Annotated in this window: 13 protein-coding genes; 5 read left to right on the top strand and 8 right to left on the bottom strand. The window is 75.0% G+C overall.

The genetic code is table 11. The annotated features are described in order from the left end of the window. Positions 1 to 9: 9 nt before the first annotated feature. Positions 10 to 2,511: a helicase-associated domain-containing protein gene (locus QWJ13_RS23355; RefSeq protein WP_316526846.1), complete on the bottom strand. Its 2,502-nt coding sequence runs from the start codon at positions 2,509 to 2,511 to the stop codon at positions 10 to 12. Between the two features lie 183 nt (positions 2,512 to 2,694). Here QWJ13_RS23355 and QWJ13_RS23350 point away from each other — a divergent pair, with 183 nt between their 5' ends. Beyond that, the gene (locus QWJ13_RS23350; protein ID WP_316526845.1) at positions 2,695 to 3,588 is read left to right on the top strand and encodes a hypothetical protein; all 894 of its coding nucleotides are present in this window, start codon (positions 2,695 to 2,697) and stop codon (positions 3,586 to 3,588) included. Between the two features lie 220 nt (positions 3,589 to 3,808). Further along, positions 3,809 to 4,867: a fatty acid desaturase family protein gene (locus QWJ13_RS23345; RefSeq protein WP_316526844.1), complete on the top strand. Its 1,059-nt coding sequence runs from the start codon at positions 3,809 to 3,811 to the stop codon at positions 4,865 to 4,867. A gap of 29 nt (positions 4,868 to 4,896) precedes the next feature. Here the strand turns inward: QWJ13_RS23345 and QWJ13_RS23340 are convergent, their stop codons facing one another. Then, a complete protein-coding gene (locus tag QWJ13_RS23340; RefSeq protein WP_316526843.1) occupies positions 4,897 to 5,265 on the bottom strand; it encodes a nuclear transport factor 2 family protein in 369 nt (122 codons plus the stop codon). 198 nt (positions 5,266 to 5,463) lie between these two features. On the opposite strand from QWJ13_RS23340, the gene QWJ13_RS23335 reads away from it, so the two are divergent. Continuing rightward, complete coding sequence (locus tag QWJ13_RS23335; protein ID WP_316526842.1) at positions 5,464 to 6,399, top strand: PRC and DUF2382 domain-containing protein; 936 nt, start codon at positions 5,464 to 5,466, stop codon at positions 6,397 to 6,399. Between the two features lie 100 nt (positions 6,400 to 6,499). Then, on the top strand, positions 6,500 to 7,396 hold the full coding sequence (locus QWJ13_RS23330; protein WP_316526841.1) for a LysR family transcriptional regulator: 897 nt from the start codon (positions 6,500 to 6,502) through the stop codon (positions 7,394 to 7,396). Between the two features lie 19 nt (positions 7,397 to 7,415). On the opposite strand, the gene QWJ13_RS23325 is transcribed toward QWJ13_RS23330, so the two are convergent. The 5 genes from QWJ13_RS23325 to QWJ13_RS23305 form a co-directional block, all read right to left on the bottom strand. Then, positions 7,416 to 7,604 (bottom strand): DinB family protein, encoded by a 189-nt coding sequence (locus QWJ13_RS23325; RefSeq protein ID WP_432277586.1) that lies wholly within the window; start codon positions 7,602 to 7,604, stop codon positions 7,416 to 7,418. Positions 7,605 to 7,676: 72 nt separating this feature from the next. After that, positions 7,677 to 8,663 (bottom strand): ABC transporter substrate-binding protein, encoded by a 987-nt coding sequence (locus tag QWJ13_RS23320; RefSeq protein WP_316526840.1) that lies wholly within the window; start codon positions 8,661 to 8,663, stop codon positions 7,677 to 7,679. A 101-nt stretch (positions 8,664 to 8,764) separates the two neighbouring features. Next, a complete protein-coding gene (locus tag QWJ13_RS23315) occupies positions 8,765 to 9,586 on the bottom strand; it encodes an ABC transporter ATP-binding protein (protein ID WP_316526839.1) in 822 nt (273 codons plus the stop codon). After that, a complete protein-coding gene (locus QWJ13_RS23310; RefSeq protein ID WP_316526838.1) occupies positions 9,586 to 10,650 on the bottom strand; it encodes a FecCD family ABC transporter permease in 1,065 nt (354 codons plus the stop codon). The genes QWJ13_RS23315 and QWJ13_RS23310 overlap by 1 nt, the downstream gene beginning before the upstream one ends. Next, positions 10,647 to 11,690, bottom strand: a complete 1,044-nt coding sequence (locus QWJ13_RS23305; protein ID WP_316526837.1) for a FecCD family ABC transporter permease — start codon at positions 11,688 to 11,690, stop codon at positions 10,647 to 10,649. Before QWJ13_RS23305 ends, QWJ13_RS23310 begins: the two co-directional genes overlap by 4 nt. A 99-nt stretch (positions 11,691 to 11,789) precedes the next feature. On the opposite strand from QWJ13_RS23305, the gene QWJ13_RS23300 reads away from it, so the two are divergent. Next, positions 11,790 to 12,419, top strand: coding sequence for an HAD family hydrolase (locus QWJ13_RS23300; protein WP_316526836.1), 630 nt, complete (start codon positions 11,790 to 11,792; stop codon positions 12,417 to 12,419). Here QWJ13_RS23300 and QWJ13_RS23295 read toward each other — a convergent pair. After that, positions 12,416 to 12,643: a hypothetical protein gene (locus QWJ13_RS23295; protein ID WP_316526835.1), complete on the bottom strand. Its 228-nt coding sequence runs from the start codon at positions 12,641 to 12,643 to the stop codon at positions 12,416 to 12,418. The genes QWJ13_RS23300 and QWJ13_RS23295 overlap by 4 nt on opposite strands. Positions 12,644 to 12,690: the final 47 nt, after the last annotated feature.

Below are 12,690 nucleotides of genomic sequence, written 5' to 3'. Positions count from 1 at the left end.
CCCGCGGGACTATTCGTCGAGTTCCGCGACGCCGGTGATGCGGTGCAGGGCGAAGGTGCGGAGTTCGTCGGCATGGTGGTCGAAGGCGGTGACGAAGCCGCCTTCGACCTTGACCGGGTCGATGATGCGCTGGCTGGCGATGCCCTCGGCGTTGAGGTAGCCGATCCACATCCGCTCGCCGAGCAGGACGGCGGTCTGCAGGGCGGCCAGGGTCTCGGCGGCGGCGGTGCGGGGGAGGTGGCGGGGGTCGGGGGTGGGCTCGCGGCGGTTGGCGGTGGCGGCGCGGTCGCCGGCCCGGATGGCCTTGATGGCGGCGGCGAGCAGGGTGTCGTCGGGTGCGGGCGGGCCGTCGGGGACGGGGACGGGCGCGGCGCGGGGCGGGGTGCGGTGGCTGTCCGGGCGGGTGATCAGCACGTCGCCCTCGGCGGATTCGGCGGCCGGGGCGTAGCCCATGGTGCGCAGGGCGGCGAGCAGGACGTCCGGGGCGGCCTGGGAGGCGAGGACGGTGGGGGCGAGCAGCCGTAGCCGCAGGTCGGCGGAGCGGCGGTCGGCGAGCACTTCGCCCAGCAGGGAGGGGTCGTCGCAGCGCAGGTAGGAGGAGGCCGCGCCGACGCGCAGGATGCCGTGCCGGCGGGCGACGTCGTCGATCAGGTAGCCGAGCGGCTGGGGGACGGGCGTACGGCTGTGCTGTTCCAGGAAGGCGCGCAGGTCGGCGGCGGTGCGGCCGGCGTCGAGGGCGCGGCGCACCGAGGCCGGGGTGAAGCGGTAGACGGTGGCGCCGCCCTTGGACTCGATGTCGGCGCACAGGGCGAGGGCCTGGGCGAGCGGGGTGAGCAGCGGGCCGGGGGCGATCGCGGTGAGGTCGGGCTGGAGGATCACGTGGTCCAGCGGCTGGGGGAGCAGCGGGGCGAGCACCTCGGCCGGGTCGGACTCGGCGGTGAGCAGGGCCCGGGCGGGGGCGGCCAGGGCGCCGCGGCCGGTGATGCCGAGGAGTTCGGCCTCGTCGAGGGTCCAGGCGGTGAGGTCGTCGCGCAGCTCGCGGCCGTCCGGGCCGGTGGGGCCGCCGCGCAGCGGGCGCTGCCAGCGCAGGGTGGGGAGCAGGTCCTCGGCGGTGGCCGGGGTGCCGGGCGGGAGTTCGGCGAGCAGGGCGAGGGCGGCGCGGCGGACGGACGGGGCGAGGGTGCGGTCGAGTTCGGGGCCGAGGGCGGCGCGCGGCTTGCCCCGTCCGTCGGGGGTGCCGGTGAGGGCGGGGACGCGGGTGGCGGCGAGCCAGGCGGCGGCGAGGACGGACCAGCGTTCGGCGGTGTCCAGGTGCAGCCAGGTGTCGTATCCGGGGGTGGGCGCCCAGCGTTCGTCCACCTCGCCGTCGGGGGCCAGCAGCCCGGCGGTGTAGGCGAGTTCGAGCCAGAAAGCGGTCTGCTGCTCGGTGGTCTCCAGGGCCTGGGCGGTGCGCTTGAGGTCGCGCACGCCGAGGCCGCCGGCCCGCAGGGTCAGCGGCGGGGTGAGGCCCCAGCCGTCCAGCAGCTCTTCGACGGTCTTGACCGCGGTGTGGGCCTGGCCGGCCGCGGCGCTGTCGACCACCTGGGGGTCGCGCGGGGCGGCGGCGGGCGCGGGCTCGGGCTGGACCGGTTCGACGGTGCGGTGGGTGCGGCCGCCGCGCAGGTGCAGGGCGAGTTCGCGGGGCAGGACGACGCTGCCGGGGCTGGAGGGCAGCAGCAGGCCGCGGGCGAGCAGCCACTCGACCGGGCTCTGGGCGTCTTCGGCGGTGACCGGGCGGGCGGCGTCCGGCACGGTGCCGGTGGGCGGGCCCCAGACCAGCCGGTCCAGCAGCCGCAGCGCGGCCTCGGGCGCGGTGTCGAGCAGCGCGGCGCAGCGGGCCCGGTCGGTGAGCAGCCCGGTGAGCGCGGCGACGGCGCTGACCGGGTCCGGGGTGGGGGGCTGCCCGGCGGAGGCGAGCAGTTGCTGCAACCGGGCCGGGGACATGCCGACGGTGGCGTCGGAGAGGGTGGGGCCGAGGCCGGTGCGGCCCGGGTTGGTGGCGGTCGGGGCGAGCGCCTCGCGGACGGCGAGGATCAGCCGCAGGCCGTTGTCCGGGCCCCAGAGCAGCGCCCGGTCGCGCAGGGTGGCGATCGCCCGGGGCAGCGCGGAGGCGACGGCGGACCGGTCGGCCGGGGTGAGCGGGGTGGCGCCGGGGTGCGGCTTGACCTTCGCCGGGCCGGTCAGCAGGGTGCGGACGGTGGCCAGCGAGGCGCCGTCCGGGGCGGCCGCGAGCGCCTCGGCGACCTGGAGGGTGAACCGGTCGAGCCGCTCCAGGGCGCGCAGCGCGGAGGCCCGCGAGGAGAGCCGGGCGGACAGCTGGGTGAGGTCGCCGGGGACGGGGTTCAGCAGGTCGGGGCGGGCGCGGAGCAGGGCGGCGAGCGCGTCGTCGGGGCGGGCGCGCAGCTCCTCGGCGAGGGTGCGCGGGCCGGTGGCGGACCTGCCCCGGCGTTGGGGGCCCTGCTGTGTGGTCATTCGACCTAGGTTAGTCGGGCGCGGGGCGGCGGGGTGTCCTGCGGCCGCCGCCGCACCGCCGCGGCGCCGCGCCCGCCGACGGACTCGCGTGGGCGGGGGCGGGGTGGGTAGCGTCACGCCGAGGGCGGCTCCGTGGGTGGCCGCGTTCCGAATGGCGAGCCGGGCGAGGCGGGGTGGTCGGTGATGACGGACGGCGAGTGGTGGCGCAAGAGCGGGCCGTGGAGCGAGCGCGCGGCCGGCGGCGCCGCGGACGTCCCGTCCGTTCCGGAGGCCTCGTCCGGTCCGGAGGTCCCGCCGGCGCCTGAGCAGGCCCCGGAGCAGGCCCTGGACCCGGACAGCGTGTACGACCCGCCGGCGCCGAGCACCGCGGGCTTCCCGGCCGTGTCGCTGGACCTGCCGGACCTGGCCGCCGTGGAGGAGCGGGCGGACGCGATCCCGCCGCCGACGGTGCAGAGCACCGGTCCGTGGACGATGACGCTCTTCGACTTCTCGGACGGGCCGCAGCCCGCGCCGAAGCCGATCCCCGAGCAGCGCACCGCCGAGGAGGCCGAGGCCGCGCCCGTACCCGTGCCGGAGCCGGAACCGGTGAAGAAGCCGCGCCGGGGCCTGTTCGCGCCGCGGCCGGCTCCGACGGCGCCGCCGCAGGCCCCTGCGGGGAAGGGCGCCAAGGGCAAGGCCAGGGGCAAGGGCAAGGGCGGGGAGAAGGACGCGCCCGCCCGTAAACCGTCCCCGCTGATCCTGCTCTCCTGCGCCCTGCTGGTCGGCGGCGCGGCCACCGGCTTCTTCCCGGCCATGCTGGCCGGCTGGGGCCTGGGCTACCTGTCCCGTCAGATCTCCGATCTGATGCGCAAGTTCGTGATCCTCGGCATCCCGCTGGTCACGATGAGTGCCACCACCCTGCTCTCCATGCAGCGGGCCAAGCAGTCGGGGGGCCAGGGCGGCGGGCTCCAGTCGGGCTCCCCGCTGGGGCAGATCAGCTGGTCGGCGGCCCCGAACGTGCTGCGGCTGTCCGCCGTGCTGTCGGCGGTGGTCCTGCTGCTGCTCGCCCTGCGTCGCCGCCCGCCCCAGCGGGGCTGAGCACCGGACCGGGTCGGCCCCCGACGAGGGGAGGTCGGCCCGGTGTTGTCCGGGTGGTGCGGTTACTTGTGGATGAAGTAGCCCGAGCGGTGCCGCCGACGCGGGGTTGACGTGACGTCAAATACCAGCTGACGCCCCTCCTGATAATGGGGTTAACACCCCCTATGGGAGGGTAGTTTTCCCCGTTCCGAAGTCCCGGCGGGCGCAACAGACTCGGAGTATGCCCACGCAGCCCGTGATGACGCCCGATGCGACCGAGGCCCCCGGCCCCCGGTCGGGGAGCGGCGGCAGCGACTTCGCCCAGTTGACCCGCCGGATCACCGCCGAAGGCCTGCTCGACCGGCGCCACGGCTACTACGCCGTCCGCGCGGGCCTGGTGCTCGCCGCCTTCCTCGGCGGCTGGTACGCCCTGTTCGCGCTCGGCGACACCTGGTGGCAGCTCGGTCTGGCCGTCGCGATGTCCGTCGTCTTCGCCCAGATGGGCTTGCTCACCCATGACTTGGCGCACCGCCAGGTCTTCGACCGGAAACTGCCGAGCGAGGTCGGCGGCCGGATCACCGCCAACCTGCTGATGGGCATGAGCTACGGCTGGTGGATGAACAAGCACACCCGCCACCACGCCAACCCCAACCACGAGGAGCGGGATCCGGACGTCGCCCCCGAGCTCCTGGTGTGGTCCCAGCGGCAGGCCCGGCAGGCGAGCGGCGTCGCCCGGTTCATCGGCGCCCGGCAGGCGTTCCTGTTCCTCCCGCTGCTCACGCTGGAGGGCCTCAACCTCAGCTACAACAGCTTCCGCGCGCTGCGCAGTCCGATGATGAAGCGCCCGGTGCTGGAGGGCGTCCTGCTGGTCGTCCACTTCGTGGCCTACTTCGGCCTGGTGTTCGCCGCCCTCCCCGTCGGCAAGGCGTTCGTCTTCATCGCCGTGCACCAGGCGCTGTTCGGCGTCTACCTGGGCTGCGTCTTCGCCCCGAACCACAAGGGCATGATGATGGTGACCCCGGACATGGAACTCGACTTCCTGCGCCGCCAGGTGCTCACCTCGCGCAACGTCCGCGGCGGGCCGGCCATCGACTCGCTGATGGGCGGCCTCAACTACCAGGTGGAGCACCACCTCTTCCCCAGCATGCCGACCCCGGCGCTGCGCCGGGCGGCCGAGATCACCCGGGAGTTCTGCGCGGAGAAGGGCGTCCCGTACTGCGAGACGGGCCTGTTCCGCTCCTACCGGGAGGCCTTCGCCCACATGCACCGGACGGGCGAGCCGATCCGCTCCGGCGGCTGACCGGTCCGCACCGCCCGTACGGCCCCGCGTCAGGCCTGCTGTCCGAACCCGGACAGCAGGCCGCGCGGGTCGAAGGTCACCCGGATCCGGGTGATCCGTCCGTTCTCGACGTGCATCCAGTTCGCCGTCGGCGCCGGCGGGGCGATGCTGGTGCACAGCTGGAACCAGGTGATCACCTCGTCGCCCTCGGCCACCCGGACCTTCACGTCGATCTTCTCCAGCACCTGCCCGAGGCCCTTCAGCCCGGCCAGTGCCTCTTCCGCTCCCGAGGCCGTGCCCAGCGGCCCGACGAAGTCGACGTCCTCGGCCAGCAGCCCGCGCAGGGTGTCGAAGTCGCCCGCCTCCCAGGCGGAGAAGTAGGTCTCGGCAAGCTCACGCGCGGTGTTCGTCGTCGTCATGCGTCCATCCTCCGACCGCCCGCATCATCCGTCCAACAGATGAATCCGATGCCATCGATCACTGCTGGTGATGGGTTGGGTGTGCGCTGGGTGACCGGCCCGCAGGTTCATCACTCTGAGTGAATGTCAGGTGAACCGGTTTCGGGTTGCCCGTCCCGGCAAGGCGCTCAACGCTGGAAGGTGAAGGAGGCGTGAATCGTGATCACTGAACAGCAGGCCCGTTCGATGCTGCACCACCCCGTCCATGACGCAGAGGGCAACAAGATCGGCAAAGCGGACCACATGTTCCTCGACGATGTCACCGGCAAACCGGAGTGGGTCAGCGTCAAGACGGGTTGGTTCGGTGCGAGCGAGTCGTTCGTGCCGATCCGCGACGCCCGGGTCGTCGGCGACCATCTGGAGGTGCCGTACCCCAAGGAAAAGGTCAAGGACGCGCCGCTGGTGGACGTGGACAGCAGCGGACACCTCTCCAAGATCGAGGAACGCCGGCTCCGCGAGCACTACGGCATCGCCTGGGACGAAGCCTGGAAGAGCGCCAACCAGCCCGGCGAGGGCGGCTGGGCCCACCGGGACGCCGGCGCGGCCGGCAAGACCGGCACCACCGGCCTGACCGGTACCGCCGCGGCCGCCGGTGCCACCACCGGTGCCACCACCCGCGCCGCCGCCACTCCGGGCGCGACCGCCTCCGCCACCGGGCGGACCGGCCTCCACCGGGGCCAGAGCGACACGATGACCCGCTCCGAGGAGCGGATGAGCGTCGGCGTCGAGCGGTACGAGACCGGCCACGCGAAGCTGCACAAGTACGTCGTCACCGAGGAGGAGCGGCAGACCGTGCCGGTGCGGCACGAGGAGGTCCACATCGAGCGCGAGCCGATCAACGAGGCCGACCGGCGGGCGATGTCCGGCGATCCGATCGCGGAGGCCGAGTACGAGGTCACCCTGCACGCGGAGCGGCCGGTCGTGCGCACCGAGGCCGTCCCGGTCGAGCGGGTGCGGCTGGTGACCGAGGAGCGCGTCGAGGAGCAGACCGTCACCGGGCGGCTGCGCAAGGAGCGGATCGAGGCCGAGCTGCCCGACGGCAAGACGGGGCAGCTGCGCGGCAAGGAGTTCCGGGGCACCGAGGGCCGTCGGTGACACCCGCGGGGCCGTGACCGCCCGTGCGGTCACGGCCCTTCCCGGACGGGGGCGGGGTGGCCGGTCGCCCCTCGTCACCGGTCGCCTATCGTCACCGGTCATGGAGATGCACCAGCTGCGCTACTTCGCCGCCGTGGTCGACGAGGGCACCTTCACCGCCGCGGCCGCCCGGCTGCACGTGAGCCAGTCCGGCGTCAGCACCCAGGTCGCCAAGCTGGAGCAGGAGTTGGGGCAGCAGCTCCTCGAACGCTCCGGCCGGCAGGTTCGGCTGACCCCCGTCGGGGAGGCCGTCCTCCCGCTCGCCAAGAGCGCCCTGGCCACCCTCGACGCCATCCGGCACACCGCCGCCGAGTTCGCCGACGCCGTGCGCGGGCGGGTCCGGCTCGGCATGATCACCGGCTGCTCGATCCCGCCGTTCCTGGACACCGTCGCCGACCTCGGCCGCAGCCACCCCGGCATCGAGCTGAGCCTGCACGAGGGGCCCTCCGAGGACCTCCAGGCGCAGGTCCTGGCCGGCTCCCTGGACCTGGCCCTGATCGGCTACGCGGGCGAGGCGGCCCCGGGCCTGGCGGTCACCGTCGTCGTCGACGAGCCGATCGCCGCCGTCGTCCCGGCCGGGCACCCGCTGGACCGGGCGGGGCTGCGGCTCGCCGACCTCCGGGGCCTGCCGGGCCTTCCCGGGGAGAAGATCCTCTGCCTCTCCCCGGGCACCGGCATCCGCGCCGCCTACGCGGACTCCTGCCACCGGCTCGGCCTGGACCCGAGGGTGGACATCGAGGCCGGCTCCCCGGCCGCCCTGCTCCGCCTCGCCGAGCGCGGCGCCGGGGTCGCCGTGCTCAGCGCCTCCTCGGCCGAGGGCGCCGGCCTGCGGGCCGTCCCGCTGGCCGACGCCGTCACCCACGCCCGGCTCGGCCTGGTCGCCCGCCCCGACCAGCGGTCCCCGGCGGTACGGCTGCTGCGGGCCAGGCTGCGGGCGGCGCTCACCGCCGGTTCGTGACCGCCGCTCCGAGCGGCGGTCAGGCCTTCCAGCCGACCGGCAGGGCGAGTTCCTCGTCGACCTCGATCCGCCCGCCGGTCGCCGGGGCCACATCCCAGCCGTGCAGCAGCTCCAGGAACAGCATCCGGGCGATCCCCACCGCCGGCACCGGGGCACCGCCGAGGTCGACGTCCCTCTCCCAGGCCGCCGGGTCCGCCCAGGCTGCCACCGCGCGCTCCAGCCGGGCCGCGTAGTCGGAGCGCCAGTCGGCGTCGGCGGTGACGTCCCGCGCGACCGACTCCTAGGCCCCGAGGAAGCGCTGGAGCTCGTCCAGCAGGTAGTTGGCCCCGGTGTAGCCGATCCCCTGGAACCACAGCTGGTCGTCCACCGGGAACGCCCGGTGCCCCTTGACCGCCCCCAGCGCCTGCCAACCGGGGCTCGCCAGCGTGGCGTTGGCGCCGGACAGCTCCGGGTCGCCGTACGTCGCGTACAGCAGCAGGTCGCCGTCCGCCTTGGCGAGCTGGTCCGGCGGGACCTCGAAGTCCGACTGGTCGACGTTCTGGGCGTCCGGCCGGCCCACCTGGGCGTCGGTGAGCACCGTCCCGGGGAAGCTCTGCCGGCCGTACACCCGGATGCCGCCGCCCTCCACGAACCGCACCAGGCTCACCTTGCGGCCCGAGACCTTGGCCGCCGACAGCGCCTGCGCCACCTGCCCGGCGTGCCTCTGGTACGCGCCCGCGAAGGCCGCCGCGGCCGCCTCCCGGCTCAACGCCTGGGCGTGCAGCTGGACGTTCGCCTTCCACGGCGCGCCGGTGGTCTGGGTGAGCACGGTCGGGGCGATCTCCCGCAGCTGTTCGTAGCGGTCGCCGTCGCGGGTCTGGTTGGAGAGGATCAGGTCCGGCCGCAGTGCCCGGACGGTCGGCAGGTCGGGCGCGCCGGCCGGGCCGACCAGCCGGATCCCGGCCGTCCTGGTGGCCGGCCAGTACTCGGGGTAGCTGGTGTCGCGGGCCGGGAGAGCGGCGCCGACCGGGGTGATGCCGAGGGTCAGCGCGGAGTCGAGCACATCGGTGTCCAGCACGACCACCCGCATCGGCGCGCCCGGTACCACCACCGGGCCGTTGGCGGCGTTCACCGTCACCGAGGGCACTGCGGCGGGGGGCGGCGAGGCGCCGGCGTCGAGGCTGTCGGAGGCCACGGCGGACGGCTGCCGGGCGGTGCAGCCCGTGGCCGCCGCGAGCGCGGCGCCGCCGAGACCGGTGAGGAGGGTGCGGCGGGAGATCCGGGGCATCGGCGGTCCTCTGGCGGCGGGGTCGGGGCGCCGTCGATTATGTCCGAAATGGTGGCTAAAGTGCCGTTAAGCGGCCTGTCGGCCGGTGCGCGCGTGCGCGGTCAGGCCTCCACCGCCGCCGCCCACGGGGCGCCCGGTACGACCAGCGGCGTGCCGGTCACCGGGTCCGGCACCACCACCGAGTCCAGCCCGAACACCTCCCGCACCAGCTCGGCCGTCACCACCTCCCCGGGCGCGCCCTGCGCCACCACCCGGCCGTCCCGCATCGCGACCAGGTGGTCGGCGTACCGGGCGGCCTGGTTGAGGTCGTGCAGCACCGCGACGACGGTCCGGTCGCGTTCCACGTTCAGCCGGCGCACCAGGTCCAGCACCTCGACCTGGTGGGCGATGTCCAGGTAGGTGGTCGGCTCGTCCAGCAGCAGGATGTCGGTGCCCTGGGCGAGGGCCATCGCGATCCAGGCGCGCTGGCGCTGGCCGCCGGACAGCTCGTCCATGCTCCGCTCGGCCAGCTCGGCGGTGGAGGTGCGCTCCAGCGCCTCCGCGACCGCCGCCTCGTCCTCCGGCGACCACTGCTGCCACCAGCTCTGGTGCGGCTGGCGGCCGCGCGCCACCAGGTCCGCCACCGAGATGCCCTCCGGGGCGGTCGGCGACTGCGGCAGCAGGCCCAGGCGCTGGGCGATCCGCTTGGTCGGGATCCGCGCCAGCTCCTCGCCGTCCAGCAGCACCGAGCCCCGGACGGGCTTCAGCAGCCGGCCGAGCGCCCGCAGCAGGGTCGATTTGCCGCAGGCGTTCGGGCCGACGATCACCGTCACCCGCCCGTCCGGGATGGCGACGTCCAGGCCCTCGACGACCGTGCGCGCCTCGTAGGCCAGGGTGAGGCCCCGGGCCTCCAGGCGCTGGGTGGATGGCTGGTGGGCGGACATCAGGAACCTCCACGGCGGGATCGGATCAGCAGCCACATCAGGTACGGCGCGCCGACCATGCCGGTCACCACGCCCACCGGCAGCTCGGTCGGGGCGAGCAGCCGCCGGGCGATCAGGTCGGCGAGGACCACCACCAGCGCGCCGGTCAGCGCCGAGCAGAACAGCGGGACCTGCGCCGAGCGGGCCAGCCGCAGCGCGATCTGCGGGGCCATCAGCGCGACGAAGTCCACCGGCCCGGCGGCCCCGGCCGCGCACGAGGCCAGCACGATGCCCAGCAGCGCCATGCCGAGGCGGATCCGGTCCAGCCGCAGACCGAGGCCGACGGCGGTGGCGTCGTCGAAGGAGATCGACCGCTGGGCGCGGGCCGCCCACAGCGCGACCGGCAGGGCGGCGAGCAGCACCCGGGCCAGCCATCCGGCCTGGTCGAAGCCGACGCCGTTCAGGCTGCCGGTCATCCACACCTTGGCGGCCTGGGCCTGGAAGCCGTCGCCCTTGGTCAGGAAGACGGAGGTCAGCGAGGACAGCGCGACGCTGATCCCGATGCCGATCAGCACGAAGCGCTGCGCGTGCAGGCCGCGGCGCCAGGCCAGCGCGTACACCAGCAGCCCGGCCGCCACTCCGCCGGCCACCGCCGCGTACGGCGCCTGACCGGTCGAGCCGACCACGCCGTACGCCGTCAGGCCGACCACGGTGGCCGTCGCGCCCCAGGTCACGCCCACCACGTCGGGGCTGGCCAGCGGATTGCGGGCGACCGTCTGGATCAGCGCCCCGGCCAGCCCGAGCGCGGTGCCGACCAGCAGCCCGACCACCACCCGGGGCAGCCGGAACTCCCCGACCACCAACTCGTGCGCGCTCGGCCGCCCGAGCACCACCTTGACCACCTCGCCCGGCGGGACGGTCGACTCGCCCAGGCACAGCGAGGCCACCACGGCCGCCGCCAGCACCACCACCAGCCCGAGGGCCACCGCCCCGGACCGCCGGTGCACCAGGAACGACGCCCGCCCCGCCCGTACGACGGAGTACCCGCGCAGGGTCACCGAACCCGTGCCGGGAGCGCCGCTCATGCCGCCACCACCTTGCGGCGGCGGACCAAGGCGACCAGGACGGGGACCCCGACCAAGGCCGTCATCACGCCGGCCGGGACCTCGGACGGGGGGAACAGGACGCGGCCGAGGGTGTCGGCGAGCAGCAGCAGGGCCGGGCCGAGGACGGCGGAGAAGGCGAGGATCCAGCGGTGGTCGGCGCCCGCCGCCGCGCGGGCCGCGTGCGGGACGGCCAGGCCGATGAAGGCGATCGGGCCGGCCGCCGCGACGGCCGAACCGGTCAGGACGGTCGCCCCGAGCGCGCCGACCGCGCGGACCAGGCCGGTCCGCGCGCCCAGCCCCTTCGCGGTGTCGTCGCCGAGCGCCAGCGCGTCCAGCCCGCGTGCCACCGCGACCACCAGCACCGTGCCGACGGCCAGGAACGGCAGCAGCTGCCAGGCCACGTCCGAGGTCCGCCCGGAGAGCGAGCCGACGTGCCAGAAGCGGAACCGGTCCATGGTGGCCGCGTCCGTGGTCAGCACCAGGGTGTTGAGCGAGGCGATGAACGCGGACATCGCCGAGCCGGCCAGCGCGAGCTTGATCGGCGTCGCCCCGCCCCGGCCGCGCCCGGCGAGCCCGTACACCAGCACGGTGGCGATCACCGCGCCCGCGAAGCCGAACCAGACGTACCCGGTGAGGGTGGAGACGCCGAAACCGGAGATGGCGACCACCACGCCGGCCGCCGCGCCCTGGGAGACGCCGAGGATGCCGGGGTCGGCGATCGGGTTGCGGGTCAGGCCCTGCATGACGGCCCCGGCCAGGCCGAGCGCCGCGCCGACGGCCAGGCCGACGACCGTCCGCGGCACCCGCAGCTCGCGGACCACCACGGCGTTGGCGCTGTCGCCGCCGTGCAGCAGGGCGTCCAGCGTGTCGCCGAGCGGGATGGTGCGGCTGCCGACCGCCAGGCTCAGCAGCACCGCGCCGGCCAGGACGGCCAGGGCGGCGGCGAGCAGTGGTATTCGGCGCCGGGCGGCGCGGTGCGGCGCGGGGGCCGCACCGGATGGCGCGCTGGTGTCGGTCATGAGGCCCCTCCCGCAGACAACTGAGGTAAACCTAAGTTCCGCCGTGAAGGCTGGGCAAATCGCCTCGTGGTCCGTGCCGCCGTTGGGTAGCCTGGCGCCATGCCCCCGACCTCACCCGCTCCGCTCACCGTCGGCTTCGACCTCGACATGACGCTGCTGGACACCCGGCCGGGTATCCGCGCCACCTATCTGGCGCTCTCCGCCGAGACCGGCACGTTCATCGACGCCGACCTGGTGGTCACCCGGCTCGGCCCGCCGCTGGTGGACGAGATCCGCAACTGGTTCCCGGAGGACGAGGTGGCGCGGGCGACCGACCGCTACCGCGAGCTCTACCGCGACCACGCCTTCGCCCCGACCGTGGCCCTGCCCGGCGCGCACGCCGCCGTCGAGGCGGTCCGCGCCCACGGCGGCCGGGTCGCCGTGATCACCGGCAAGTACGAGCCGAACGCCCGCCTCCACCTGGAGCACGCCGAGCTGGTCGCGGACACCGTGATCGGCGACCTGTGGGCGGAGACCAAGGGCGACGCGCTGCGCGAGCACGGTGCGAGCGTCTACGTCGGCGACCACCTCGGCGACATCCGGGGCGCCCGGCACGCCGACGCGATCGCGGTCTGCGTGCCCACCGGCCCGTACAGCGCGCGGGAGCTGCGCGAGGCCGGCGCGGACGTGGTGCTGGCGGACCTGACCGGCTTCCCGGACTGGCTGGCCCAGCACCTCGCGGAGTGTTAGGCGGCCCGGCGGCGCTGGGCCCGCGCGTTGCGCAGCAGCCCGGTCAGCGCGGCCAGGAAGCCGGCCGGCATCAGCATGCTCAGCCAGTACGCGGCCGTCGGCAGCGGCGTCAGGTGCAGGAACAGCGGGACGAAGGTGACCAGGGTGGCGAGCGCGCCGAGCCCGAAGACGATCACCCCGGCCTTGACGTACACGTCGCCGGGTTCGGCGCTCTGGCTGCTCACGTCTGCTCACTCCTCCGGGCCGGTCGGGACTGCCTCCAGTCTGGCAG

The organism is Kitasatospora brasiliensis, from assembly GCF_032654805.1.
Classification (GTDB): Bacteria; Actinomycetota; Actinomycetes; order Streptomycetales; family Streptomycetaceae; genus Kitasatospora; species Kitasatospora brasiliensis.
The sequence above is the reverse complement of the archived record's forward strand: the minus strand, read 5'-3'. Positions and strand labels throughout refer to the sequence as shown.